This window comes from Methanosphaerula subterraneus (assembly GCF_052055875.1).
GTDB lineage: Archaea > Halobacteriota > Methanomicrobia > Methanomicrobiales > Methanospirillaceae > Methanosphaerula > Methanosphaerula subterraneus.
On sequence record NZ_CP170508.1, the window covers coordinates 992325 to 1018337 of the forward strand.

The window sequence follows — 26013 nt, forward strand, 5'->3', positions numbered from 1 at the left end:
GGCACTCCCCACTCTTCTCCTGCGGGCACCCTGGCAGATATTTCGTTGCATCCAGGGCCTCCCTCTGCGCCTCATACAGGTGTCATTTGAGATCTTGTCGGTCGTACACGTTTCAGGTTATATGAAGAGAAACAGCCAGACTTGTAAGATTTCTCCCCGGCAACAGGGGGAGGCCTCGAACCGCTCACCACCGACAGAGGCTGAACGAAGAACCGGCTCAATCAGCAAGAATTATTTAGCGCATATATCCCATAATCTCCATAGCAGAGTTACAGCAGGAGTGGGAGAAGGTTTCGAACCAACATGATCCATGGTTACAGAAGGTGACGACGGGCAGAATTCAGACGTTTATCTTTGCACTCCTCATCCTTGCCGGCATTGCCCTTGAACTCGTTGTCCATGGGTATTACCGTATCTCTGTAGTGTATTCGCACTTCTTCTACCTGATCATCGTGGTCATCGGTCTCAGGTATGGACGGAGGGCAACGTATATCGGTCTCTTTTTCGGTATACTCAATATTGCCGTGAGTTACAGACTCAACGGCACCATCGTGCTCGATTCCCTGCTTCGGGCAGGGATGTTCTGCGTCGTCGGGCTGGTCGTCGGCAGCATCGTCGAGGAGATGAACGGATACCGAAGGGAGCTCCTGGAACAGAATAATGAACTGCGTGACTCTGAGGCGGCATTCCAGAACGCGAACAGAAAACTGAACCTGTTATCGAGCATCACCAGGCATGACATCAACAACCAGCTGACCGTGCTCCTCGCCTACCTCTCTCTACTGGCAGAGACGACCGTCGACCAGGAAGCACAGACAATCCTGAATAAGACCGAGAGCGCAGCAGAGACCATCCAGCGTCAGATCACCTTCACCAGGGATTACCAGGATGTGGGGGTGGCTGCACCACAGTGGCAGAACCCCGGACGATGTCTGGAGGCCATGCAGCCGGCGCTCCACCTCGGACCGGTAAAACTGCTGATCTCCCTCGACTCCCTGGAGGTGTACGCCGACCCCATGCTTGAGAAGATCTATGAGAACCTGATCGACAATGCACTCAGGCACGGGGGGCACGTCACCACGATCAGATTCTCATACCTGCAGTCGGCTGCAGGCATCACCCTCCTGTTCGAGGACGATGGAATCGGCATACCGGACGAGGAGAAGGAGAAGATCTTCGAGAAGGGGTTCGGGAAGAACACCGGTTTCGGCCTCTTCCTCTCCCGCGAGATCCTCGGTATCACCGGCCTCTCGATCAGGGAGACGGGAACGTTCACCAGGGGGGTCAGGTTCGAGATCACCATTCCCCCCGGCAAGTTCCGGTTCGCCGGACAGAGGGTCGTCCCCTCTGAAGAATGCAGAATACCGGCTTGTCAGAACTGATGCCGCGAATCAGACCCGTCGTCGGTCACGGTCTCAAAAGATAAAACCTGTTCACCACACCCCCGGCAGCAGCCGGTACCGGGTCCTCTGACAGTATTCACGGTACCCGGGGAGTTCGTCGACCAGGGCCTTCTCCTCGTCGATGATGCGAAGGGCGATGAAGAGAGGGAGAGGGAGGAACGGGACCAGCGCCCAGTACGAACCGAGCGCGGTCGGGGTGAAGAGGACCAGGACCAGAAATCCAAGATACAGCGGATGACGGATGACCGCATACGGGCCCGTCGACACCACCCTCTGCCCTGCTTCGACCCTGATCGTACGAGCGGCATAGCTGTTCACCCGCAATGTCAAAAACGTGAGCAGATACCCGGCAAAGACCATAAGATCTGAGAACAGCACCAGCACAGTCGGAACAGTCGACCAACCGAGCCGAAAATCAAGGCCCGGGATCATGAACCCGATGAGGAAGAGGAGCGTTGTGAAGAAGATAATCTTCTTCTGTTCGCCCCGTCGCTCAGAATTCTCCATCCTCCGCCTGAGCAGGGCGGGATCTCTCTTAAAAAAGTAGATGATGACGACGAACACCAGGGTGAAGAGGATCCCGCAGTAGAGCCAGGCCTGCCAGTAATTGAACGTGCCGGCCAGGCCAAAGAGCATCAGGCCGATGATGAGAACTCCTGGGATGAATCTGGTCCCGATCGCTCTCATAAGTTCCCGGCGACTTCCAGTCATGACCATGGATCATGATGCCGCACGTATATAATTTCGGCCAGAGATCTTCAGAACTGGTGAAATCTGATCCATAATCAGAGAGATGAGGATAATAGCATCAGGTAGAAACCGGGACTTCCCCGCGGCGGTTTTATTAAAAAAATGAGTGCCCCGGAGGGCCTGTTCGTGAAAGAACTGATAAACCAGATCAGAAATCGGTCATGACCCTGAACTGGTCGATCTCTTCCTTGTGCAGCTGTTCGATGAACTCCTCTGCAGCATGGTGGATGTCCTTGCTCGCGGTGATCGCCCTGCCGACGACCAGGATGTCAGCCCCGGATGCGAGTGCGTCCTTGACGACGTCGACACGGATCCCGCCGGCCGTCGCGACCAGCAGCTTGCCGCCTGCGGCCTTCTTGATGGCCATGATGTCGCCCCATGCATGGCAGGAGCCCTCGCAGTCGATGGCACGGTGCAGCTCGACGATATCGGGCTTGACCTTTAACGATGCGATCAGTTCGACCGGGTTTGGCACATTCAGCATATCGATGACCGAGTAGATACCGGTCTTCTTGGTCTCCTCGATCGCCTTCTCGATCGTCGAAGCCGGGGCGAGGCCGGAGATCACCACTGCATCGGCGGATGCATCGGCGGCCATCCTGGACTCGAGGTTCCCGGTGTCGAGGATCTTCATGTCCGCGATGATGAACGCGTTCGGCCGGAGCTTCCGGATCTCGCTGATCACGCTCAGACCGAACCGCTTGATCAGCGGTGTGCCGGCCTCGATGATCACGTGGTCGTTGTCAGGCACTTCCTTGAGCACCTTGGCGACCTTGTTCATGTCCACGAGATCCATGGCGACCTGCAGGTACGGGGCATCCCAGAGCCTCTGAACCTTGAATCCCATGACGGCGTGCGCCCCACGGTCCTTCTCGTAGAGGATCGTCTTCTCCTGTGGGAACCCTTCGAGTGCGCGGTTCAGTGCCAGCTTCACGGCTCCGTAGTTGTACCGGTAGATCTTGTTGTAGTCCTTCGCTTCCGGAGCGAGGTACACCGACACCAAGATCACGAGGTCCTCAATATCGTAGCCCGTGAACGTTCCTTCCTCGATACAGTCTGCGATCCCCTTGGCGACCGCGGCCTGCACCGGGCCGAACATCTCGGTCACCTGTGCGGTCTTCTTCAGGGTGACCTTCGGGATGATCAGCGTGGCCGGCTTGGTCAGCAGGTTCGGCCGGATCACGGCCAGCAGCGGGGTGTGCCCCGCCGAGAGCTGGGACAGCCCGTTCGCAAACGCAATCCCTACAGGTCCTGACTTCTCTCCGATGATAAGGTCGATGTGCGCGAGTTCTGCGCCATCGCCGACGAGTGCTTCACCTATCTGATACATAGATCTCCCCACATTCCTGCCTTTATATTTAGGAGACACCATTAAAAAAACCGGTACCTTCCTTCCAGCACAGGCCGGCTGACGTCACCGGCAGCCGGTCTCACCGCACCCATCCCCGCAGCACGCATTATCCTCAGTCGGCCCCCGCTCTCCGCAGCAGTCGCAGGTCTCCTCCCCTTTGCCGGTCAGGGCGACCCGGATCAGCGCGGCAGCGCACCCGACCCCGCTCTCAACGGTGATCGCACCGGTCGGACAGTTCACCTGGCAGGCCCCGCACTCCATGCAGGCCGCCGGCGCGGTCAGCACCGCAGTCTTTTTCCCCGGGGAGAAGACCCGGTGCGGGCAGACCGTTGAACATGCCCCGCAGTTGATGCATCGCTCAGGGTTGTAGACGAGCGTATTCTCGCTGTACGAATCGAAGATCATCATACCCCTCCCGTGACCAGGCGGAGTGCCACGGCGATCACAGTTCCCACGGCCGCGATCCCTGCCAGCGGCCGGATGTACCGGAAGATCTCCCGTCGTACCCCGGTCCGGGAGGTGAACGGGGTCGCACCGGTGAAGAGGAGCGCGAGGTATGCGGTCAACGCCGGGAAAGCAGTCAGATCGACGACGACCCTGCCGGCCTCGACCAGCCATCCCCCGCCCTGCGAGAGATCGATGAGTACTGACGGGATCATCACCAGCACCCCGAGGAGGTAACCCTTGGTTGTGAAGTCCCCGGTCGGGAGGTAGGGGAGCAGGATCGGGAAGAGGGCGGTCCCTGCGAGCATGGCGACCACCAGGTCCCGTGCCGTCCCCGCGCCGGCCAGCAGCCAGAGCACCACGGCGCCGGCCGCCATCATCAGCAGGATGGAACGGAGATCGACCGGGATGAGCACGAGCCGGTCCCAGAGGGGGAACCGGACCCGCCGCATCTCGGGCGTGGCCGTATGTGTCGCAAGAAACGCCGGCAGATCCTCGGCCCTGACCGGCCCCCACTCCACCCGGAAGCCAGATCGCCTGGCCACCTCGGGCGCAGAGACACCGGGGGCCCCGAGCTGCGGGAGGACCAGACGCCGGTGATCCACGACCCCGGCGAGACCGGTCGCCTCGAGCCGGCGGACCAGTTCATCGGTCCCAAACGTCCCCTTCCCTGCGGCGCACCAGACATTAACCCCATAGGTATCGAGGACGAGCAGATATACATCAATCCCGTCGAGGGCTGAACGGACCGCATCGAAGCTGAGCGTATAGTTCGCGGTCACAACCACCGGGGAGGTCCGGTCTGGATGGCCGAGCGAGTACAGGCCGGGTCGGACCCGGTGGCCCATCCGATCCACGCCCAGACGCGCCAGCAGATGGTCCCGCCGGTCTGTCGAGGTGAGGGTGGAGGTGGTCTGCAGCATCGCAGGCTGGCTGCAGGGTGATACCGGGGGAATGGAGGTGGTATTGAAGCATCCCGTCTCTGATGGTGCCGGCTGGCCTGCTCCGGTGCAGCCACAGGTGCAGGGACCAGCACCTGGTTCGGATCTATCGATCCCTGCCTCTTGATTCACAGACATATACAGGAGTAATCAATTCAAAATAATTTGAAACTTTCCATGATGCCCTGATCTCACTGGAGCCCGGTTCTCCCGAGGTCAGTGATTGAATAGATGATCCAGTTCCCCTGCTGCACGCCGACGATCAGCCCGGCCGTCTTCAGCACGTTCAGGTGATAGGAGAGACGGGAATCTGCGATGGAGACGATCTCCTTGATCACGCAGACACAGAGCGGCTGCGCCCGAAGGGCATAGAGGATCTTCAGCCGGACCGGGTCGGAGAGGGCGTTATGGCAACGGGTCAGGACGGAAAGGTCCTCATCTGAAGGGATCTGCTGCTGCAGCCCATCCACCCCGCCACATGCGCAGAGTTGTTCACTGATCTCCCGGGGTATCGCCATGGTTCTTCAAGATACTATGAAATGACGAGGTATATATCGTACATCCCACTCCTGGCATCACCTGCATCGTCACGGGCATACTGCCGTGGTCATGATCTGTCCCATCGAGCCCGGGAAATTCTGGCAGATAAAGAAGACCGGTGATGAAGGGCCGGCCATACCACATAAGGAGAGGGAGAAATCACCATCGGACCTGTTGCGAGAACCATAAAATACGAGCGTCTGCGCTCGAAGAGAAGACTGTGAAAAACGTGGGGTCGGTGAGATTTGAACTCACGATCGACGGGTGTCTCCGATATGCGTCAGAGCTCCAACGGGTCATCACCAATTCAGCAGACCCATTGTTCATCACACGCACGAAACCGCTGGAGCCCGTCGCCATTCCGGACTAGGCCACGACCCCAATGCAGGATATACCGTCTCCTTTGAAATTTAAAAGCATTGTGTTTTTTGCCCCGTGCTTTCTGGTACAGGAATCAGCAGCAATATATCTTCTTCCCATCAATCATTCAGGGATGGTTGAGGCGAGCTATGCGACCGGAATCTCTGATCTCCCGTTGATCGGGAAGACGATCGGTGCGATGCTGAACGATATTGTGGCCAGGTACCCGGAGAACGATGCCATGATCTCAGTGCATCAGAACATCCGCTGGACCTACAGCCAGTTCCTCGGGCAGGTGAACGCGCTGGCGAAGGGTCTGATGGCACTGGGTGTTGAGCGGGGGGACCGTGTCGGCATCTGGGTGATGAACTATGCCGAGTGGACCGTCGCACAGTTCGCGAGCGCGAAGGTCGGTGCGGTCATGGTGAACATCAACCCGGCCTACCGGACCTTCGAGTTTGAGTTCGCTATGAAACAGGCAGAGGTGCAGACTCTGATCCTGCAGGGCCGGTTCAAGTCCTCCGACTATGTCGGAATGTTCTACGAAGCCTGCCCCGAGGCCTACGAGTGCAGCCCGGGCAGGATCAGCAGCGAGAAGTTCCCGTTCCTGAAGAATGTGATCTTCCTCGACGATATCCCATACAACGGGATGTTCACGCTGAACGAGGTGATCAGGAAGGGGGAGCTGATCAGCCCCGACGAACTGGCCGAGCGGGAGGAGTCGCTCGACTTCGACGATGCGATCAACATCCAGTACACCAGCGGGACCACCGGATATCCCAAAGGGGTCGTGCTGACCCATCACTCGGTGATGAACAACGGGTTCTTCATCGGCGAGGGGATGAACTTCACCGAGAAGGACCGGCTCTGTATCCCGGTCCCGTTCTACCACTGCTTCGGGATGGTCCTCTCCAATATGGCCGCGGTCACCCACGGTTCTACGATGGTGATTCCATCGCCAGCGTTTGATGCGGAGGCGGTGCTGCGAGCCGTTCAGGACGAACGCTGCACCGCCCTCCACGGGGTTCCAACAATGTTCATCGCCGAACTGGCTCACCCTAACTTCAAAAATTACTACCTCGGAACGCTCCGGACCGGGATCATGGCCGGCTCACCCTGCCCGATCGAGAAGATGAAGGAGGTCGCCACGGTGATGAACATGCGGGACGTCGTGATCGTGTACGGCCAGACTGAAACCTCACCTGGGGTCACGATGACCACCACGAAGGACACTCTTGAGAGGCGGGTCTCGACGATCGGGCAGGCCTTCCCGAGCACCGAACTGAAGATCATCGACCCGAACACCCAGCGGATCCTCCCGCGTGGGGAGATCGGAGAGATCTGTGCGCGGGGGTACATGACGATGAAGTGCTACTACAACAACCCCTCCGCAACCAGGGCTGCGCTGGATGCGAACGGCTGGGTCCATACCGGGGATCTCGGTTCGATGGACACGGAGGGGTTCCTGAAGGTCGAGGGTCGACTGAAGGACATGGTGATCCGCGGCGGCGAGAACATCTACCCCCGCGAGATCGAGGAGTACCTCCATCACCACCCAAAGATCAGCGATGTCTACGTGATCGGGGTGCCTGACAAGAAGTACGGCGAGGAACTGATGGCCTGGGTCTCGATCATGAAGGGGGAGACGCTGACCCCGGATGAGATCAGAGAGTTCTGCAAGAATCGGATCGCCCGGTATAAGATCCCGCGGTACTACAAATTCGTCGACACCTTCCCGATGTCGGTGACCGGCAAGATCCAGAAGTTCGAGATGCGGAAGATCGCCATCGAGGAACTGAATCTCGGCGAAGCCTCGACGATCAAGACCGCGTAACTCCTTTGGGGGATCAGATCCCACTCATCCCGGCTTTTTTTTAAAAATTGTTCATGCGTCTATCTACGGCAGGAAGTGAGATGGATCCTGGCGTGGGTCCCACACCAGTCAGACCTTCCCCTCGATCACCCTGTCGGCCACATCCTCGATGGAGAGGCTCTCCATGCCGTACCGCTCGTGGAGGGCATAGTAGTGCTGCAGGATCTTCTCGAGGAAGGCGGTGTTCACCTCGTAGTCCTTCCCGAAGTTGTGCGGGTGCCACCAGAGGTGGTACGCAAACCCGAACTTCGCCGCGTAGGTCATCTCGTTCTTGATCCGAAGGAGCCGCAGCCAGTCGAAGGCCGCGGTGAAGGATTTGTGCGGATACAGGAACCGGGTCGCCGGGATGGTGACCGGCACCACCGGGTCGATGGCGGCCAACGGAAAGACCCGCGGCCCGGAGAGGCTGATGAACGCATCCCCGTAGCGCAGGGCCCGCCGCAGAGTCGTCTCCTCCTCCTCGGTCTTCTCACGGTACAGCCAGTGGTCCATGTTCCCCCGGACCGCGATGATCCCATACTGTTTGCAGACCCCGACATACTCCTGGTTGAACTGGTTCCGCGGGAGCACGATCGAGGTCGGTTTCAGCCCGTAACCTGCGGCGACCCTGGAGAACGCCTCGCAGTCGGCCTCGAAGGATGCGGCGGTCTGCCCCTTCTCGAGGCAGTAAAAGTGCGAGAAGGTGTGCGACCCGATCGTCTGGTTGGGGTGAGCGAGGATCTCCTGGATCAGCGACGGGGCATAGTGGTACGGATCCGCTGCCTCGTCGACCCCGACCTGATCGATCGTCGGGTACGGCGAGAGGTTCATGTCGTCGTACTGCGGCTGCAGCGTCGCCGGCGGGAGGGCGGCCATCATCTCGTCCCGGTCCCTGCAGAAGAGCAGCCCGACCGTGGCCCAGGTGGCATGGATCCCGTAGGTATCGAAGAGTTTGAGAAGGCCCGGCACGACCCGCCGCACCCCACGGAGGTTCTCCCCGTAGGTCTCGACGCTCCGCTTGTCCCGCACACCCCAGAGCAGTTCGAAGTCCAGCGAGAGGACCAGTGCTCCCTTCCGCCGGACCTGCTCCCGCTTCGGCTTTCCCCGCTGCGTCCTGCTATTCCCGCTCATCGGTGCCCTCCGTCACTCGGCCCGGTCGGCAGCCCGTTTCACCAGGTCCGCCGCTGCCTGTGAGGCGCGGCTGAGCACCTCTGCTTCGCCGGGGATCACGCGGTCCTGCATCAGCACCCGGCCATTGCAGAGGACTGTCTTCACGGCCCCGCCATTGCAGGCATAGACCATGTTCGAGGTCTGGTGGTGGAGGGGGGTGTTGCAGGGTACCATCCTGTCGATGAGCATGATATCTGCCGGCTCTCCGACCGCAATGAGGCCGCTGCCGAACCCGAGCGCCCGGGTCCCAGCCACGGTGGCCATGGCGAGCGTCTCTTCGGCCGGCAGGCAGGTCGGGTTGTTCTGCGCGAACTTCTGGAGCAGGGCCGCGATCTTCATCTCCTCGAAGAGGTCCAGGTTGTTGTTGGAGGCACAGCCGTCGGTGCCGAGGGTGACCGGCACCCCGGCCTCGACGAGCCAGGGGTAGGGCATCGCCCGGTTCACGGCCAGCTTCATGTTACTGGCTGGATTGTGTGAGACCGTCGTCCCCCGCTCTGCGAGCAGCCGGCAGTCCGCCTGGTCGAGCCAGCAGCAGTGGGCAGCGATCGTCCGGTCAGTCAGGCACCCGGCCTGGTCGAGGATCGCCGGCGGCCGTTTTTCAGAGTTCTTCTGTGCATCGGTCACCTCCTGCTCGGTCTCTGATAGGTGGACATGGATCCCGATCTGCTCTGACGCACTGTAGGCAGCCAGCCAGGCGAGCCCTTCAGGCGAGACGGTGTAGACTGCGTGCGGCCCGACTGCCGGTTTGATCCGCGGGTTCTGCATTCCCTTAATGGAGGTGACCAGCGCCTCGGTCGCTTTTATCTCATGCTCCCGCTTGTCGGTGTCGTTCAGATCGATGAACCCGTAGCAGAGCTGGGCCTTGACCCCTGCCTGGTCCACGGCTCGGGCCGCCTCCTCCATGAAGAAGTACATGTCATTGAAGGCCGTGGTCCCGCTCCGGATCATCTCTATGCAGGCGAGCCGGGTTCCCCAGTACACGTCCTCCCCGGTCAGGCAGGCCTCGAGGGGCCAGATCTTCTGCCCAAGCCAGTCCTGCAGGATCATATCGTCAGCATATCCCCGAAGCAGGGACATCGCGGCATGAGTGTGGGTGTTCGCAAGCGTATGCATCGCAAGAGTACCGGTCCCATCGAGGATCACCTCGGCACCCGAGCGTTCCGGCCCGCTGATCCTCTCATCGATCATAGCGATCGTCCCGGTCTCATCGATCAGGATATCAACGGGTCGTCCTTCAATACAGGTGCCTGTGATCAGGCACGTCCTATCTCTTCCTCCAATCTCGTCCATGAATTCATCCCATTGTTGTTACAATTGCCTGGATCAGCGCCTGGGTTCGCTTTCTGTTCGCCTCTGCAGAGGCGAGGATCATCTCGTAGGTGACCTCCTCCGCACAGAGCCCCTGGGCAAAGTTGTCGACGGTGCAGACCGCGGCACAGGCGATCCCCAGTTCCGCGGCTATGGTCGCTTCCGAGGCGATGGTCATCCCGACCAGGTCCCCCATCGCAGCCAGGCTCTGCACCTCGGCGCGGGTCTCGATCCGGGGGCCGCTGGTCTGCACATAGGTACCCCCCTCGATCATCGCATCATCGCAGAGGACGAGCTCCCGTCGTATTGAACGTGAAAAGCCCGGGCAGATATGCTCGATTGCATGATCATGGATCGTCGGGACCGGGGCGACGCTCAGGTAGTCGTCGGGGACGACGATCGAGTCCGGCGGGATGGAGCGTTTCAGCGACCCTGCAGACCCGACCAGAACCACCTGGTCGACCCCGAGGATGGCCAGGGCGGCCAGGTTGGCCTGGTGGTTGATCCGGTGCGGCGGCCGCTGGAACTGGTGCCGGAGCAGGAGGGCCACCTCCCCGGTGTGCACCTCGGCCGTCCCGTATGGCGTCGCAACGGCCTCTTTTTCGAGGGGCGGCAGGTCACAGAAGAGGAGGCTCGTTCCCCCGATGATACCGAGCATCTCCTCACCCCCGGTCCCTGCGGTACTGCTCCTTGAGGATCAGCACCCTGCAGGCGTGCTCGGCGAGCGAGGTGAAGAGGTACGCCTCGTCGAGGGACGAGGCCGCGGCGAACGTCCCGTGCCCCCTGGCGATCACCACGTTTCGAAGCTGCAACGCAGATCCGACCTCCTGGGCCAGTTCCTTGGAGCCCGGCTTTGCGCCGACCACCCGGATCGTCGGGCAGAGCATCTGCCCCTCGCTGTCCTCCGGGACGATCTCGTCGGCCAGCAGCGAGACGGCCACTGCATGGGCCGGGTGGGCGTGGACGATGGCGGTGTGCTGGGTTCCCAGGTAGATCGCACGGTGAACCCTGTACTCGCTCGATGCCTTCTGGGGCACCTGTCCGATGATCGGCACCTTGATCGGAGACCCGGGGTCATCGAGGTAACAGCCGGTCTGGGTGATATGAAACGATCCCCCGTCCTTGACCGACATGTTCCCAAAGTTCCCACCGACCAGCCCTTCAGTGAAGAGCCGTTTTCCTATCCGTTCAAATTCCTGATCCAGCATTGTTCACACCTCTGTCTCTGACAGTTCTCTTTTCCAAACTCGACCATGTGGGCATGGGTGTCCTGGTACGCCGCCACACTCGCCGGCAGCACCTCTTCAAAGAGGCTCTTCAGGCGGGGGCCTTTCAGACGGACGCCAGCACACGAGCAGATCCTGGTCGTATAGGCATCGATCACAAACATGCACCGACCAAACCCATAACAGAGGATCGAGTCGGCCGTCTCGGCCCCCACCCCCTCGCAGGAGAGGAGGTCGGCACGGAGATCCTCGGTCGGGCAGCGCCGCATCCCGTCGACCCCACCGTAGCGATCGATCAGGTGGCCGGCCAGGGCCTTCAGCCTCCTCGCCTTGACCCGGTAGAATCCAGTAGAGTAGATAGCCTGCTCAAGCACCGCAGGGTCTGCCATGGCCAGGGCAGCCAGTGAGAGAAGGCCGACCGCACTCAGGTTATCGAGCGCCGTCTCGACATGCTCCCACCGGGTCTGCTGGGTCAGCATCGCCCCGATGATCACCAGCTCCGGATCATCGCTCCACCAGGCCAGCGGACCATAGATCGCACCCAGGTTTCTGATCAGTTCAGCGATCGTGTCGTGATCGGTCTCAGATGAACTGGATCCCGACATCCTTCATCTTATTATATCGTGCGATATTGAGGAGAAGCGGGGTGATACACTCGATCAGGCTGGAACTCTCCAGTGGTCCTGCATCATAGGCCTTGAGGTGCGAGACCCCGTTCACCAGGTCCATCACAAGCGACTTGGCAGCCAGATCGTCACCGCAGACCGGCACTGCATAGTCCAGTTCTTCCTCGATCTTCTTCCATCGGTTCGCTGCGATTACATTGAATGCAGCGCAGACCTTCGAGCCCGGAAGCAGTTTCTGGACCAGCAGGGCCGCAGATCCCTCGGGAGGCGGGTTGTTGATGAAATGATCTGTCTTCTCCATCGGATTCACCGGGCTGACCACGACCTTCCCTTCAAGCCCGTGAACCGAATTGAGCGTTCCCTCGAGATGCTTAAAAGGGACGGCCAGAATCACGATATCGCCGAAGTCCACCGCCTCCTGGTTGGTGACCCCTCTGCATGAACAGGGGAGACCCAGGTCAGCCAGCGTGATATAGCAGCACCGGCTCGCCTCTTCAGACTTGGCCGGGTCCCTGGAACCGAGGATCACATCATGCTTCTGGGAGAGACGCATTGCCATTCCCTCTCCAATATCCCCGGTTCCGCCGATGATCCCGATCCTCAATCTGTCACCAGGGGACGGAGCATCTGTTCGAGATCCTCTGCACTGGTGACCCCTTCGAGCCGCTTCACAACCTTGCCGTCCTTCTCGATGATCAACGTCGGAACCACACTGATCTGGTATTCTCCGGCCTCTTTCATGTGCTGGTCGACGTCCATCTTTCGAACCTCGATGGCATCGCCCATCTTCTCCTTCAGACGGTCGATCAGGGGGGACTGCATCTTGCACGGTCCGCACCACTCAGCATAAAAGTCAATCAGTACTGGTTTTGACATTGTACATCCTCTTGTGAGGAATCTCTTGCTCAAAAAGAAGATAAATATTTTGTCGGGTTATCGTGACAGAATCGCCATGATAATCCGTCCGTATGCCGGCCGGGTGATGATCACACCGATCAGCACACCGAGGATCGTGATGATCGCAAACCCGCGCAAGGTCGAGAGGGACATCACCGCCAGCGGGAGCATGGCCATAAAGACCGTTGCCGCCGCAACGACGATGATCCCGAGTGCCCGTGAAAGCCTTTTCATATACAGGTTCGGCGAGGGAACCCTCCCCTCGTGAAGCACCTCGTCGGTGATGATGATCAACTGGTCGATCCCCGTACCCAGCACGGCAATCAGCCCTGCTATCGAGGCCAGGTCCAGCTGCTGCGTGAACCGTGCGATACCGAGCAGGATGATGATCTCTGCAAAGTTGGTCCCGATCATCGGGAGCACAATCATCGGCTCTCTGTACCGGAAGAAGACGACCAGTCCGACGGTGATCAGGGCGAAGAGCCCGGCCAGAATGGACATCAACTTGAAGTGCTCGCCAAGGGAGGCTGAGACCGAACCGGATCCGGCGACCGAGACGTCGACCGGGAGGGCCCCGGCACGGAGGTGGATCTCCAGGTTCAGCGCCGAGTTCTGTCCGTCCGTTCCAGCACCGGTCGAGGCATAGAGCTGTTTGACACTCGGCTGTGCACGGAGCTTGGCAGCGAGGTCGCTGCTGAGCGGGGCACTGTAGACCGTTTGATTGTCCAGTACCATCACCAGGTTATGGTTGGCCGGATCATCGACGGCGCCGTACTTGATCGAACCGTCTCTGAACGCGACCGCACCTGCATCAGAGAGTGTGAACCCGACACCCCAGTTATCAGAGCCAACAGGCTCCTGTGAGGGCATCGAGACACTGGTGATCGAATCACCGAAGAGCACGTGCTCAGACTGGTTGTCTGTGGTGTTGATCCGGATCTCGAACTTACCCTGCTTGCCGACGATCTCCTGGGCCGTGTTCATGTCCACACCAGCAAGTTCAATCCGGATGTACTGGGTGATCCCATTCAGACCGGAGAGGGTGTTCACCTTGGCGTCCTTGGTGCCGAGACTGTTGATCTTGTTCTCAAGGATCCGCTTCACATCCTCAGCGGTCGTCTTGGTGACCCCCTGCTGATAAGTGAGCAGCTTGCCGCCGGCCGCCTGGAATGCCGTATTCAACTGCTCCTGCGTGAACCCCTTTCTGATCTCGAGCTGGTTCTGTCCAGTAGAGACCACTTCGGTGTCGAGCTGTTTATCGAGTGCTGCAATGAAGTCTGCAGTCTTGTTGGTGGTCTCGAACGTGACAACCTCTGACTTCAGTTCAAGCTGTATCCATGCTCCTTCCTGCAGGTCAAGACCATACTGTAAGTTGGTGGCGAATTTTCCGTCGCTGTCAATGTGCGGGAAGATTGCAATCACCGAGAGCACAACCAGCACCAGCACCAGTGCGACATGCCAGTCGGTCAGCAGTGCCTTCCAGTCGATCCCCTTGCCAGTCCGGGCCACAGGAACCGCTTCGGTCTCACCCTTTCTCTGAATCTTCTCTCTCTTTGTCATGCTCTCCCCCTGGATTCCCTGCCTTCTATGTACCATCTGAGCAGGCCAGCGTTAAACACCCAGGTGTTGAAGATATCTGCAGCGAGTCCGAACAGGATCACGGCACTGATCTCAGTGATGATCTGCACCTGTCCGACAGAAGAGACGATCCACATCGCTGCAACAGCGGCGATAGCGGTCGATGTCATGATGATCCCGGTGGTGAACGCCCCTGCCATCTTATCGCGGAGGTTTCCCTGCCGTTTGAGCACCCGGTTGGTCAGCAATATGTCGCTGTCCACCGAGTACCCAATCAACATCAGCAGGGCGGCCACCGTCCCGAGGGTCAGCGGAATGCCGGTCAAGTTCATCAGGGCTGCGGCGATCACAATATCTGAGAACGCAGAGACGATCACAGCCACGCAGGGGACAAAGGCCCGGAATGCCAGGAAGACCACAATCGACATCCCGATGAACGAGAGGATCAGGGCGATCACAGCCTGCTCCTGCAGCGACTTCCCGAACGATTCACCGATCTGATCGATCTTCGCATCAGGATACTTCTCCAGGATCATCGCAGAGAGCGCGCGGAACCGGGTGTCGTCGAGCGGCCCGAATGTCAGGTATTTCCCGCCGCCAACACCTTCACCGGCCTCAGTGAGCGGGTAGTCCTTGAAGTATGCCTGGATGGTATCCGTGCTGTCTGCCGTGAAGAGGGTCACCGCAGTCCCCCCTGCAAAGTCAATCCCTGGCTTCACGGGCATGCCGGTCTGGGCCATGGTGATGCCAAGGATGATCAGTGCGATAACGAGGACGATGAGTGGGATTGTCATCATCTCCTTGGGAGGATATTTGTTGATATCGTAACTGAAAAATCCCATATATCTTTTTTTGCACGCGAGAGATTAAAGAGTTCGGATTCATAGAAGAATTGAACCCACTCCGAAAATACAGGACGACGCTGACAATTTGAGTGATCGGCTCGCCGGCGGACACTCAATTAACTATTAATATTTATCTCCTTTTCTCCCCGCGGATCCGGTTCAGGAAGAAATAAGAAGATATTTATTAACTCATGCGGAATATGCACCCATGAGATCGCCGGGGGATATCAAACGCAGTATCGAAGAGCGCCTCAGGGGCTATCTCTCACGGGATCATACCGGCATCAGACGGGAACTGCTGAACCTCTTTGTCAGGATCAAATCACTGACGGTACCTCTGATCTTTGAGGAGATGCAGCAACACTATGCGATCACCTATCACTCGATCGCCTCGATGGTCGGGACGATTGCCTCACGTATCGGGATTCTGCATGTCAGAAAACCGGTCGAGGGGAACAACTGCGTCTATGAACTCAAGGAGAAGTACCTTGATCTGGTGACTCGGGTCATGCAGTCTGCTGCATAGCCCGTGACCAATTTTCCTTTACCATTACGTTTTTCTCTTCACCTGATGACTGATAGAGCACCATGTCTATCCCCAGGGATCAGCCGGTCTCCGAAGCAGAGATCACCGTTAACGACGACGTGATTGCCTATATAAAAGAACGGAACTGCGACTTCCGGATCTGCACGTCATGCGGCGGCCCGGTGCTGCTGCCGGTCGCGGCCAGGCCCCCCAAACCCTCAGACCTTCAGATACACATCGGGGGTCAGGTGATCTATGTCTCGATCTACCAGGCGCGCGACCTCCAGACGATCCATGCCGGGCTGATCCCGTCCTCATTCTTCAGGCAGGACCCTGACTGGTACTGATGACGATCACCGAACTGGAGCATACAGCCGACGTGCTGTTCCGGGTCAGTGCACCGACTCTGCCCCTCCTTTATGCCGAGGCCCTCAGGGCACTGATGCAGACGATCTATGGAGGGTGTAGGGGAAGCGGTGACCAGACCTGTGCATGCACGGTCAGTGCCGGAGACCAGGTGGCCCTGATGCAGGAGTTCCTTTCAGAGGTGCTCTACCTCTCTGAGGTGAAAGGACTGGTCTTCTGCCGGGCAGAGATCAGCCTCGCTCAGCAGGAGGGGGAGCATACTCTCAACGCGGTGCTCATCGGGGAACCCTTCGATCAGGCTGTCCATGCCGGCAGCGAGGTGAAGGGGATCTCGTTCTATGGCCTCTCAATTGAGAAGGTGGAGAATGCTTATCAACTCGATATACTGTTTGATGTCTGAGGTGAGGGAATGCTGAAGGGAGTTACACAGATCAGTGACGTGGAGTGGGAGGTGCCGATCGGGTACGTGCCCGGGATGAGAGTGTCGGGCCGGTTCTTTCTCTCCAGCGGGCTGGAGGCGACGCTCGAAGAGGGAGCCGTCCGGCAGCTCGCCAATGTGGCGACGATGCCGGGGGTCATCAACCATTCTCTGGCGATGCCGGACATCCACTGGGGATATGGATTCCCGATCGGCGGGGTCGCAGCCTTTCCCCGTGAAGGCGGGGTGATCTCACCGGGCGGGGTCGGTTTCGATATCAACTGCGGGGTCAGGCTGGTCACGACCCCGCTGAAGGTGAAGGACCTGACCTCAAAGAAGGCGCTGATCGAGGAACTCTTCCACGCGGTCCCGACAGGGGTCGGTGCTAAGTCGGCCAGGCCGGTCTCGTCCAGGGATCTCACCGGCATTCTGACCGACGGAGCCGGCTGGGCGGTCGAACAGGGGTTCGGAACCGAACACGACCTGGTCAGATGCGAGGAGCAGGGGCGGATGGAAGAAGCAAAACCCGAGGCTGTCAGCCAGAAGGCCAGGCAGCGGGGGATCCCACAACCCGGGACACTCGGTGCGGGCAACCACTTCCTTGAGATACAGGTGGTCGGAGAGATCGCCGATAAGCAGGCTGCCGGCCTCTTCGGGGTCGAAGAGGGGCAGGTCTGTGTGATGATCCACTGCGGGTCGCGGGGGCTCGGCCACCAGGTCTGCACAGACCACTTAAAGACCCTCGAAGCAGCGACAAAAAAGTACGGGATCAGCCTCCCGGACCGGCAGTTGGCCTGTGCTCCGCTCGATTCACCTGAAGGGAGAGACTACTTCGGGGCGATGGCCGCAGCAGCCAACTATGCCTGGGCCAACCGGCAGATGATCACCCACCAGGTCAGGCAGGTCTTCTCCCGGGCCTTCCGTATCAGCCCTGAGGAGATGCCGCTGGTCTACGACGTGGCCCACAACATCGCAAAGTTCGAGACACACATGGTCAACGGGACCGCTGCATCGGTCTGCGTCCACCGGAAAGGGGCGACCCGGGCGTTCGGCCCCGGGGCCCCGGACCTGCCTCCGGAACTGGCCATGATCGGACAGCCGGTGATCATCCCCGGTTCGATGGGCACCTCCTCATACCTGCTGCATGGGACCAGCACGGCGATGGAACGGACCTTCGGCTCGACCTGCCATGGGGCGGGGCGGGTGATGTCCCGCTCTGAAGCCAAGAGGACCTTCACCGGACAGCAGGTGAAGGCCCGCCTCGGGGAGAGCGGGATCCTGGTCCGGGCCCCGAACGATGCCGCCATCGCTGAGGAGGCGCCCGGCGTGTACAAGTCGAGTGCCGAAGTGGTCAGGGTGGTGATCGCGGCCGGCCTCTCGGCACCGGTGGCCAGGCTGGACCCGCTCGGGGTGATCAAGGGATGAGTCCTCCCCGGGCCGGACTGCTCTGGGACCAGCCACAGGTCCTCTCCAGGTTCATCGAGGACTGCGGGGTGACCTGTGAACTGGTGACTCCCCAGCTGGTCGCGACCCCGTTCTTTCGCGGGAGCTTCACCACGCTGGTGGTGCCGACCGGGTTCGGCAACCGTGAGTACTCCCGGCTCCTCCCGGCCCTCAGGGCCTCCAGCGGCAGGATCCGCCGGTTCGTTGAGGGCGGCGGTTCGCTGATCGTCTTCGGGGCGGCCGCAGAACGGCCTGATGCCTACGACTGGCTCCCGTTTCCCCTCACCTATCATCACCAGTACGGCGAACAACAGGTGACCTTCAACGACACCGGCCGCTGGTCGACGCTCTTTGAGGGATACGACCACGACCACCTCGAATGTGACGGCTGGTTTCCGACATATGAAGGCACGGCCCTGGCCTCTGCCCATGGAAACGCCGTGATGGTCGAGGCGACCATCGGCTGCGGAACTATCCTTGTGACCACCATCCACGAGTATCCATCAAAGGAGATCCTCGCCACCTTCTGCAGCAGAGAGGCGACGCTCTTCTGACCCTGACAACCGAACCTGCGTGCGCCTGATGGCAATCCCGGCAGGAGGGATGATATACAGGGGGGACGATAGGAAGGGATATGGCCGCCCCCGGATGCCTGAGACCGAAACATTATTTTATCTACATAATAATGAAAATTACGAGGTTTTATGCACCAGTACACGATCTCTGCCAGTGCAGGGCCCGATGACCTGATCCCGGTCATGATGGCGATGCATGAACTGCTGAACCGGCTCCCGGTTACGGCACGTTCGCGTGACCAGCTCGGGATCAGGATCGAGGAAGGCAGGGTCGTGGATGCGGCCTATACAGGCCCCGTACTTGAAGAGGTGCTGGAGAAGAACCAGATCATAAAGACGACTCCTGCATCGGGAACGTACGCACGGGTGCCGGTGGTGGTCACGCCGGTGCGGGACAGGGACGGAGAGGCGATCGCAGCCATTGGTGTCGTGGATATCACCGGCATCTTTGACCTGGCGAACCTGATGGAGCAGCAGTCCACCTTAATAAAGCAGGTATGCGGGAGAGATCCATGTCCGCTTCCCAGCGAGCAGATAGGCGCTAAAAGGTAATCGATCATGAAAGAAGCTGTCTTTAGAGTACTCAAACTCCTTGAGGAAGCAGGAGGACCGATATCAGGAGAGTCGCTCAGTGCATCACTCGGCATCACTCGATCGGCGGTCTGGAAACATGTCAAGGATCTCCGGGAGATGGGGTACGAGATCACTTCCTCGCAGCAGGACGGGTACCAGTTGATCAGTGCGAGCACCATGCTCCTCCCGTACGAGATCCAGAAGCACCTCCGGACCCAGGTGATCGGACGCCAGATGCAGTATCTGAAGACGATCCCGTCGACGAACGATGTGGCACGGTCCCTAGCCACCGAGGGGGATGTCGCGGCACTGCACGGCACGGTGATCATCGCAGAGGAACAGACCGGCGGCGTCGGCCGGCTCAGCAGGGCCTGGGTCTCACCTCAGGGCGGGATCTGGATCACCCTGATCCTGAAACCGACGATCCCGATCGACCATGTCTTCATGATCACGATGGCGGGTGCGGTCGCTATCGCCCGGGCTATTCGGAAAGAGTTCGATATTGGCGCCCTGATCAAGTGGCCGAACGATGTCTATATCGGCGATAAGAAGGTCGCCGGCCTGCTGCTCGAACTGGCTGCAGAGTCTGACACCATCCACTACTGCCTGCTTGGGATCGGGATCGATGTGAACATCAAACTCGATACGCTCTCACCCGAACTTCGGAGCGGCGTCACCACCATCAGCGAGGAACTGGAGCATGAGGTGGACCGGGCGGCGTTTCTGGCCAGGGTTCTCCGCGAGTTCGAGCGGCACTATCAGGTGCTGGAGAGCGGGGAGTATGATGCGATCCTCCGGGAGTGGAAGTCAATATCGTACACACTCGAACAGCATGTGCGGGTGAACACGATGCGGAACAGCTTCGAAGGTGAAGCGATCGACATCGACGAGTACGGCGCCCTGATCGTCAGAAAAGATAACGGTAAGATAGAGCGGGTCATAGCAGGAGACTGCTTTCATACATAACCTCTTTTTACCGTCAACCCCAATAATTTCTAGAGGTTGACGAATGTTTGGCAACATCAATCGAGCCCGGGTACTGACCACCACAGCGACATGCATCGCACTGATAACGATTGGAGGCTGGATCTCGATCCCGTTCATACCGGTCCCGCTGACCCTCCAGACACTTTTCGTCCTGCTCTCCGGGGCACTCCTGAAACGGTACGGGTTCCTGCCGCCGCTCGCATACCTGCTGCTCGGCGTGCTGAACATTCCGGTCTTTCATAACGGCCTCTCCGGCGTCGGCGTGCTGCTCGGTCCAACCGGCGGGTTCATCGTCGGGTTCATTCCGGCTGCGGCCATCGTCGGGATCGCCTACGAACAGGAACATACCGGGGTCAGGTTGATCGGCCTCACCGTCGGCACCCTGGTCATCTATCTCTGCGGAACCCTCTGGATGGTCAGTTCCACGGGGATGACGGTCGCAGGGGCGCTAGCCCTCGGGGTCCTCCCGTTTATACCTGGAGATATCCTCAAAGCCGCCGGCGCCTATCTGATCGAGAGACGCATCAGATGATCACCCTCACACAGATCAGCCAGCGGGTAGTGAACGTGCCCGACCTCTCAATAGATGTTGGGGCCACCGCTGTGATCGGACCGAACGGGTCGGGCAAGACCACGCTCCTCGAGGTCTGCGCCGGGCTCACCATCCCAACACAGGGGACCGTGCTGATCGATGGGACGCCCCCGCGAAAGACAGAGGTCGCCTGGGTCTCTTCAGCCCCCGACCGGAACATCCTCTTCTCGACGGTCAGGGACGAGGTCGCTTCCCCGTGCCGGTTCGCCGGCCTCTCATGCCAGGAGACCGAGTCCGCTGTCGAGCAGGTCTGCGACAGGCTCGGGATCACCCACCTCCTCGATCGGCTGACCAGGACACTCTCAGGAGGGGAGAAGGGGGTCGTGGCGCTGGCGACAGCTCTCGTAAAGAGGCCGACCATGCTGGTCCTCGACGAGTTCGACGCCTACCTCGACCACCAGACCCTGGCCTCGATCACCAGGCTGATGCAGCCCGCCTCAGTCAGGTACCTGCTCTTCTGCACCCAGAACATGGCCCTCGCATCTGTCGCAGACCAGATCATCTTCTTAAAAGACGGCCAGGTCCAGGCTTCCGGCAGACCGGAGGACGTCTTCGACCAGGTCGAGACAGAGGGGTTCTGCCCCCTCTTCCCCGGGATGGGGGGGGCCTGATGCGTCTCACACTGGAAAAGGTCGTGATCCGGCATGAGGACTGGTCCCTCTCATGCGATGCAACCTTCACCCCGGGCGTCCACCTGATCACCGGGCGGATCGGGGCCGGCAAATCCTCACTGGCCGAGGTGATGACCGGAGTCGTCCAACCTGCAGAGGGAAGGGTGGTCCGTGACGGGATCCAGGATACGATGCTCTCGCTCCAGTTCCCTGAATACCAGATCACTCAGCGGACCATCCATGCCGAGGCCGCCTCATGGGGGGTCGACCCGGACCATGTCCTCACCAGGGCCGGGCTGTCCGACCAGAGCGAGCGGGATCCCCTCACGCTGAGCCGTGGGGAGCAGAAACGGCTCCATCTCAACTGCATACTCGCCAGGGACCATGATCTGCTGGTGCTGGACGAACCGCTCAGTTCGCTTGACTGCGTGGAGAAGACGCAGATCTGCAAGAGACTCGGGGCGCGCCAGGACAGGATCACAATCCTCTTCACCCACGAACAGTGGACATTTCCAAGGATCGACAGGATCTGGGAGATCCGGAACCACCAGCTGGTCTGCTGCGGCCCGGTCCCCGAGGGGATCAGGTCCTGGCAGACTGCCCCACCCCCGGTACTGATGCTCCTTCGTGCAGGAGTCCTGCCAGAGAACCTGACCCCGGAAGATCTGAAGGAGGCGGCATGCAGGATCAACGGTTGAGACTCGGAGCAACCCTCGTCCTCTCATGGGCGGCATACTCTTCGATGCTGACGGCCGCCCTGGTCCTGGCCTGGTGGCTCCTCTTCACCCGGTCGTGGCGGGCCCTCCCGAAGAGAGGTGTGGTCATTGCAATGGGGACGATGATCGGCCTCTCTGCAGTCGCAACACAGTTCTCCGGCGGTGACGGGGGCAGTTACCTGCTCCGTATCACCACCGTCCTGCTGATCGCATCGTGGGCGTACTCAGAACGGGTCGAGGGGGAGATGATGGATCTCGCGGTCTGGCTCTTCGGGCGGCATCTCGGCTTCGATATCGGGCTTCTCGCTGAGATAGCGATCCAGTCCCTCGAGGTCGCACACCAGGACCTCCGGAGAATCAGAGTGGCCCTGACCCTGAAGGGGAAGGGAACCGGGCTTCGATCCCTGCTGCTGATCGGGACACTCCTCGTCCACACCCAGCTGGACCGGTCCCGGGATCTTGCATCTCTCCTCGCCCTGCGCGGGTATGTCGGCGGAGGGTCGCTCTGCCCTAAATTCAGGACAGCCCGATCGGATCTCCTCCCTGCAACCACAGCGATTCTGATAGGTTTGCTTGTAATCGTGCCTGTTCGCGATGTTTTTATACTTTTACAGTGAACCACTCTGAGGCTTTTATCGCAACATCGAGGCCATGAGGTATCCAATGAGTGCTGCAGATCCTGTAAACAGACTATATATTACCGATACCACGCTGAGGGATGCCCATCAGTCACTCATCGCGACGCGCCTCCGGACTGAGGATATGTTACCTCTCGCCCGCCTGATCGACAGGGCCGGCTTCTTCTCAGTCGAGGCATGGGGGGGTGCTACCTTTGACACCTGTATCCGCTTTTTAAACGAGGATCCCTGGGAACGGCTCCGGGCACTCAAGACAGCGCTGCCAAAGACCCCGATCCAGATGCTGCTGCGGGGGCAGAACCTGGTCGGGTACCGCCACTACTCTGACGATGTCGTGGACCGGTTCGTCGAGCGTTCGGCCGCAAACGGGGTCGACATCTTCCGGGTCTTCGACGCGCTGAACGATATACGCAATATGAAGCGGTCAATGGATCAGGTCAAGAACGTCGGCGGTCACCTGCAGGGTGCGATCTCGTACACGCTCTCCCCGGTTCACAATACAGAGACCTTCATCACGATGGCAGAGGAACTGTACGCGGCCGGCTGCGACTCGATCTGCATCAAGGACATGGCCGGGCTGATCATGCCGCAGGCAGCACGGGACCTGATCACCGGGATCAAGAAGACGGTCGATGTCAAGGTCTGCCTCCACTCCCATTCCACAAGCGGGATTGCATCGATGAGTTACCAGGCAGCGATCGATGCCGGGGTCGACATCCTCGATACCGCGATGTCCCCATTCTCGCTCGGCACCTCGCAGCCCCCGACCGAGAGTGTGGTCGCCTCGATACAGGGAACGGAGAGGGAGACCGGGATCGACCTCTTGACACTGCGTGAGATCCGGAACTGCTGTCTGAAGCTCCGGGAGAAGTACGGTGCCCTGGTCAACCCGATCTCAGAACGGGTCGACTCTGATGTCCTGATCTATCAGCTCCCGGGCGGGATGATCTCCAATCTGGTCTCGCAGTTGCAGGAACAGGACGCCCTTGACCGGCTCGATGACGTCTTCGGCGAGGTTCCAAAGGTACGACGTGACCTCGGGTACCCTCCCCTGGTGACCCCGACCAGCCAGATCGTCGGCACACAGGCAGTCCTGAACGTGCTGCTCGGTGGCGAACGATACCAGAATGTGACCAAGGAGGTGAAGGACTACGTGCGTGGGCTGTATGGCCGTTCGCCAGCCCCAATCACCGCCGAGATCAGGAGAAAGATCATCGGTGAGGAGAAGGTGATCACTGAACGGCCGGCGGACCTGCTCGAGCCGACCTATAATAAACTGTGTGAGCAGGCCAAACAGGCAGGAGTGGCCTCCACCGAGGAGGACGTCCTCACCTACATCATGTACCCGGCGATCGCCCCGTCGTTTCTGAAGGGCGAGCGGAAGGCGGAGGTGATCCCCTCATCAGAGCCGGTGGCCAGGACAAGCAGCACTGTACCATCCCAGATGGAGGTCGAGGTCGACGGCGAGATCTTCAGTATCCGGATCCTCTCGGTCGAGGGAGCCCAGCTCGGCGCGAAGGGGCCGGTTGAGAAGATTCCACGGGGCGAGATCGTCGGCGGGATCAAGTCCAACATGCAGGGGATGGTCCTCGAAGTGATGACGAGCAGGGGGGCTGCTGTCAAGAAGGGGGACACGCTGCTGGTGCTTGAGGCGATGAAGATGGAGAACCCGATCCACAGCCCGCGGGACGGTGTCGTGACCGAGATCTTCGTCGATGCAGGTGACGTCGTCCAGAGCGGCGACGTGCTGCTGGTGATGGAATGAAGTACTTTGACAAGGTGCTGATCGCCAACCGCGGCGAGATCGCGATCCGGGTGATGCGGGCCTGCAAGGAGCTCGGGATCGAGTCGGTCGCGATCTACTCGAGTGTGGACAAGAACTCGCTCCATGTCAAGTATGCAGACGAGGCCTTCCTCGTCGGCGAGGCTCCCCCCTCGAAGAGTTACCTGAATATGGAGCGGATCATCGACATCGCAAAGAAGTCGGGTGTCGAGGCGATCCATCCGGGGTACGGGTTCCTGGCTGAGAACGCAACCTTTGCGAAACGCTGTCTCGAAGAGGGGATCGTCTTCATCGGCCCGTCCTGGAAGACGATCGAAGCGATGGGATCGAAGATCGGCGCCAAGCACATGATGCGCAACGCCGGAGTCCCGGTGCTGCCCGGAACCCCTGACGGGGTGACCTCCATCGATGATGCGAAGAAGGTCGCCGCTGAGATCGGATATCCTGTGATCGTCAAGGCATCTGCAGGCGGCGGCGGGATCGGGATGCAGATCGTCCATGACGAGGAAGGACTCGAAGCTGCGCTGGCCACCGGGATGCGGATCGCCGAGTCCGCGTTCGGAGACCCGACGGTCTTCGTCGAAAAGTACCTGATCAAGCCCCGGCATATCGAGTTCCAGGTGCTGGCAGACCGGCGGGGGCATGTGGTCCACCTCTATGACCGGGAGTGTTCGATCCAGCGGCGGCACCAGAAACTGGTCGAGGAAGCGCCGTGCCCGATCATGACCCCGCATCTGCGCGAGCGGATGTCAGAATCTGCGATAGCGGTCGCCAAGGCCTGCCATTATGCGAATGCAGGTACGGTGGAGTTCCTGTACTCTGGCGGGAACTACTACTTCATGGAGATGAACACCCGGCTGCAGGTGGAGCACACGATCACCGAACTGGTGACCGGGATCGATATCGTCAGGCAACAGATGGCGATCGCATCAGGTGAGGACGTCGCCTTCGATCAGAAGGACATCTCTATTCGGGGGCATGCGATCGAGTGCAGGATCAATGCCGAGGACCCGCTCCATAACTTTGCGGCCGACCCGGGTAAGATCGTCAGGTACAGGTCGCCGGGGGGTCCGGGAATTCGGGTCGACAGCGGAATCCACATGGGCTATACGATCCCGACCAACTACGACTCGATGATCTCCAAGCTCTGTGCTTGCGGGGCAACGCGGCAGGAGACGATCGAGCGGATGCGGAGAGCGATCTATGAGTATGTGATCCTCGGGGTCAAGACCACCCTTCCGCTTCACCATGCGATCATGCACAACCCCCACTTTGTCGAAGGGGACACGCACACCCACTTCCTGCAGGAGGAGCACGTGCAGCGGAACCTCTCCAGGTTCATCCGCGAGGAGGAGACCAGAATGCAGACGCTGGCCACCTCCCTCCGACAGGGGAAAGAGATGGCGGCCATATCAGCCGCGGTCAATGTCTATCTGCAGTCAACCAAATAGTGAACCGGATCCAGAAGATCGGATCCAGTTCATTCAAATTCTT

Annotated in this window: 29 protein-coding genes and 1 tRNA gene; 15 read left to right on the forward strand and 15 right to left on the reverse strand. The window is 59.7% G+C overall.

Annotated elements, in window-relative coordinates; translation table 11 throughout:
- Positions 1–323: 323 nt before the first annotated feature.
- Positions 324–1382: a sensor histidine kinase gene (locus ACFKSJ_RS04635; protein ID WP_440951086.1), complete on the forward strand. Its 1059-nt coding sequence runs from the start codon at positions 324–326 to the stop codon at positions 1380–1382.
- A gap of 51 nt (positions 1383–1433) precedes the next feature.
- Here ACFKSJ_RS04635 and ACFKSJ_RS04640 read toward each other — a convergent pair whose 3' ends face one another.
- The 6 genes from ACFKSJ_RS04640 to ACFKSJ_RS04665 all read right to left on the reverse strand — a co-directional run bounded on the left by ACFKSJ_RS04640 (position 1434) and on the right by ACFKSJ_RS04665 (position 5810).
- On the reverse strand, positions 1434–2114 hold the full coding sequence (locus ACFKSJ_RS04640; RefSeq protein ID WP_440951087.1) for a methyltransferase family protein: 681 nt from the start codon (positions 2112–2114) through the stop codon (positions 1434–1436).
- Positions 2115–2301: 187 nt separating this feature from the next.
- Positions 2302–3483 carry a bifunctional 5,6,7,8-tetrahydromethanopterin hydro-lyase/3-hexulose-6-phosphate synthase gene (locus ACFKSJ_RS04645; protein WP_440951088.1) on the reverse strand — a complete coding sequence of 394 codons (1182 nt, stop codon included), beginning with the start codon at positions 3481–3483 and terminating at the stop codon, positions 2302–2304.
- Positions 3484–3567: 84 nt separating this feature from the next.
- Positions 3568–3912, reverse strand: a complete 345-nt coding sequence (gene hgcB / locus ACFKSJ_RS04650) for a mercury methylation ferredoxin HgcB (protein WP_440951089.1) — start codon at positions 3910–3912, stop codon at positions 3568–3570.
- Positions 3909–5027: a mercury methylation corrinoid protein HgcA gene (gene hgcA, locus ACFKSJ_RS04655; protein WP_440951090.1), complete on the reverse strand. Its 1119-nt coding sequence runs from the start codon at positions 5025–5027 to the stop codon at positions 3909–3911. The genes hgcB and hgcA overlap by 4 nt, the downstream gene beginning before the upstream one ends.
- A 53-nt stretch (positions 5028–5080) precedes the next feature.
- Positions 5081–5407: an ArsR/SmtB family transcription factor gene (locus ACFKSJ_RS04660; RefSeq protein ID WP_440951091.1), complete on the reverse strand. Its 327-nt coding sequence runs from the start codon at positions 5405–5407 to the stop codon at positions 5081–5083.
- Positions 5408–5659: 252 nt separating this feature from the next.
- Positions 5660–5810 (reverse strand) — tRNA-Trp (locus ACFKSJ_RS04665).
- 112 nt (positions 5811–5922) lie between these two features.
- On the opposite strand from ACFKSJ_RS04665, the gene ACFKSJ_RS04670 reads away from it, so the two are divergent.
- A complete protein-coding gene (locus tag ACFKSJ_RS04670) occupies positions 5923–7623 on the forward strand; it encodes an AMP-binding protein (RefSeq protein ID WP_440951092.1) in 1701 nt (566 codons plus the stop codon).
- Positions 7624–7731: 108 nt separating this feature from the next.
- Here the strand turns inward: ACFKSJ_RS04670 and ACFKSJ_RS04675 are convergent, their stop codons facing one another.
- Genes ACFKSJ_RS04675 through ACFKSJ_RS04715 form a run of 9 tightly spaced genes read right to left on the reverse strand, consistent with a single transcriptional unit; the run spans position 7732 to position 15288 of the window.
- A complete protein-coding gene (locus ACFKSJ_RS04675) occupies positions 7732–8772 on the reverse strand; it encodes a polysaccharide deacetylase family protein (protein ID WP_440951093.1) in 1041 nt (346 codons plus the stop codon).
- Between the two features lie 12 nt (positions 8773–8784).
- The gene (locus tag ACFKSJ_RS04680) at positions 8785–10101 is read right to left on the reverse strand and encodes an amidohydrolase family protein (RefSeq protein ID WP_440951094.1); all 1317 of its coding nucleotides are present in this window, start codon (positions 10099–10101) and stop codon (positions 8785–8787) included.
- 4 nt (positions 10102–10105) lie between these two features.
- Positions 10106–10777, reverse strand: coding sequence for an MTAP family purine nucleoside phosphorylase (locus tag ACFKSJ_RS04685; protein ID WP_440951095.1), 672 nt, complete (start codon positions 10775–10777; stop codon positions 10106–10108).
- A gap of 4 nt (positions 10778–10781) precedes the next feature.
- Entirely contained in the window at positions 10782–11327 is a 546-nt protein-coding gene (locus ACFKSJ_RS04690; RefSeq protein ID WP_440951096.1) for an aldolase, read from the reverse strand.
- Entirely contained in the window at positions 11300–11950 is a 651-nt protein-coding gene (locus ACFKSJ_RS04695; protein WP_440951097.1) for an endonuclease III domain-containing protein, read from the reverse strand. The genes ACFKSJ_RS04690 and ACFKSJ_RS04695 overlap by 28 nt, the downstream gene beginning before the upstream one ends.
- On the reverse strand, positions 11928–12575 hold the full coding sequence (gene npdG / locus ACFKSJ_RS04700) for an NADPH-dependent F420 reductase (protein ID WP_440951098.1): 648 nt from the start codon (positions 12573–12575) through the stop codon (positions 11928–11930). Before npdG ends, ACFKSJ_RS04695 begins: the two co-directional genes overlap by 23 nt.
- Positions 12572–12847: a thioredoxin gene (gene trxA, locus ACFKSJ_RS04705; protein WP_440951099.1), complete on the reverse strand. Its 276-nt coding sequence runs from the start codon at positions 12845–12847 to the stop codon at positions 12572–12574. Before trxA ends, npdG begins: the two co-directional genes overlap by 4 nt.
- Positions 12848–12904: 57 nt before the next feature.
- Complete coding sequence (locus ACFKSJ_RS04710) at positions 12905–14428, reverse strand: preprotein translocase subunit SecD (protein WP_440951100.1); 1524 nt, start codon at positions 14426–14428, stop codon at positions 12905–12907.
- Positions 14425–15288, reverse strand: a complete 864-nt coding sequence (locus ACFKSJ_RS04715; protein WP_440951101.1) for a protein translocase subunit SecF — start codon at positions 15286–15288, stop codon at positions 14425–14427. The genes ACFKSJ_RS04710 and ACFKSJ_RS04715 overlap by 4 nt, the downstream gene beginning before the upstream one ends.
- Before the next feature lie 211 nt (positions 15289–15499).
- On the opposite strand from ACFKSJ_RS04715, the gene ACFKSJ_RS04720 reads away from it, so the two are divergent.
- From ACFKSJ_RS04720 to ACFKSJ_RS04780, 13 genes are all read left to right on the forward strand, one after another.
- Entirely contained in the window at positions 15500–15817 is a 318-nt protein-coding gene (locus ACFKSJ_RS04720; protein ID WP_440951102.1) for a DUF2551 domain-containing protein, read from the forward strand.
- Positions 15818–15879: 62 nt separating this feature from the next.
- Positions 15880–16164: a hypothetical protein gene (locus ACFKSJ_RS04725; RefSeq protein ID WP_440951103.1), complete on the forward strand. Its 285-nt coding sequence runs from the start codon at positions 15880–15882 to the stop codon at positions 16162–16164.
- Positions 16164–16583, forward strand: coding sequence for an archease (locus tag ACFKSJ_RS04730; RefSeq protein ID WP_440951104.1), 420 nt, complete (start codon positions 16164–16166; stop codon positions 16581–16583). The genes ACFKSJ_RS04725 and ACFKSJ_RS04730 overlap by 1 nt, the downstream gene beginning before the upstream one ends.
- 9 nt (positions 16584–16592) lie before the next feature.
- Positions 16593–18026, forward strand: a complete 1434-nt coding sequence (locus ACFKSJ_RS04735) for an RtcB family protein (RefSeq protein WP_440951105.1) — start codon at positions 16593–16595, stop codon at positions 18024–18026.
- Positions 18023–18598, forward strand: a complete 576-nt coding sequence (locus tag ACFKSJ_RS04740) for a hypothetical protein (protein WP_440951106.1) — start codon at positions 18023–18025, stop codon at positions 18596–18598. Before ACFKSJ_RS04735 ends, ACFKSJ_RS04740 begins: the two co-directional genes overlap by 4 nt.
- A gap of 150 nt (positions 18599–18748) precedes the next feature.
- Positions 18749–19171: a DUF2111 domain-containing protein gene (locus tag ACFKSJ_RS04745; protein ID WP_440951107.1), complete on the forward strand. Its 423-nt coding sequence runs from the start codon at positions 18749–18751 to the stop codon at positions 19169–19171.
- Between the two features lie 6 nt (positions 19172–19177).
- Positions 19178–20158 (forward strand): biotin--[acetyl-CoA-carboxylase] ligase, encoded by a 981-nt coding sequence (locus ACFKSJ_RS04750; protein ID WP_440951108.1) that lies wholly within the window; start codon positions 19178–19180, stop codon positions 20156–20158.
- 43 nt (positions 20159–20201) lie between these two features.
- The gene (locus ACFKSJ_RS04755) at positions 20202–20711 is read left to right on the forward strand and encodes a biotin transporter BioY (RefSeq protein WP_440951109.1); all 510 of its coding nucleotides are present in this window, start codon (positions 20202–20204) and stop codon (positions 20709–20711) included.
- Positions 20708–21382 carry an energy-coupling factor ABC transporter ATP-binding protein gene (locus ACFKSJ_RS04760; protein ID WP_440951110.1) on the forward strand — a complete coding sequence of 225 codons (675 nt, stop codon included), beginning with the start codon at positions 20708–20710 and terminating at the stop codon, positions 21380–21382. The genes ACFKSJ_RS04755 and ACFKSJ_RS04760 overlap by 4 nt, the downstream gene beginning before the upstream one ends.
- Positions 21382–22080 (forward strand): ATP-binding cassette domain-containing protein, encoded by a 699-nt coding sequence (locus ACFKSJ_RS04765; protein WP_440951111.1) that lies wholly within the window; start codon positions 21382–21384, stop codon positions 22078–22080. The genes ACFKSJ_RS04760 and ACFKSJ_RS04765 overlap by 1 nt, the downstream gene beginning before the upstream one ends.
- The gene (locus ACFKSJ_RS04770; protein WP_440951112.1) at positions 22062–22715 is read left to right on the forward strand and encodes a hypothetical protein; all 654 of its coding nucleotides are present in this window, start codon (positions 22062–22064) and stop codon (positions 22713–22715) included. The genes ACFKSJ_RS04765 and ACFKSJ_RS04770 overlap by 19 nt, the downstream gene beginning before the upstream one ends.
- A gap of 46 nt (positions 22716–22761) precedes the next feature.
- A complete protein-coding gene (locus ACFKSJ_RS04775; RefSeq protein WP_440951113.1) occupies positions 22762–24501 on the forward strand; it encodes a pyruvate/oxaloacetate carboxyltransferase in 1740 nt (579 codons plus the stop codon).
- Entirely contained in the window at positions 24498–25970 is a 1473-nt protein-coding gene (locus tag ACFKSJ_RS04780; RefSeq protein ID WP_440951114.1) for an acetyl-CoA carboxylase biotin carboxylase subunit, read from the forward strand. The genes ACFKSJ_RS04775 and ACFKSJ_RS04780 overlap by 4 nt, the downstream gene beginning before the upstream one ends.
- The last annotated feature ends 43 nt before the right edge of the window (positions 25971–26013 follow it).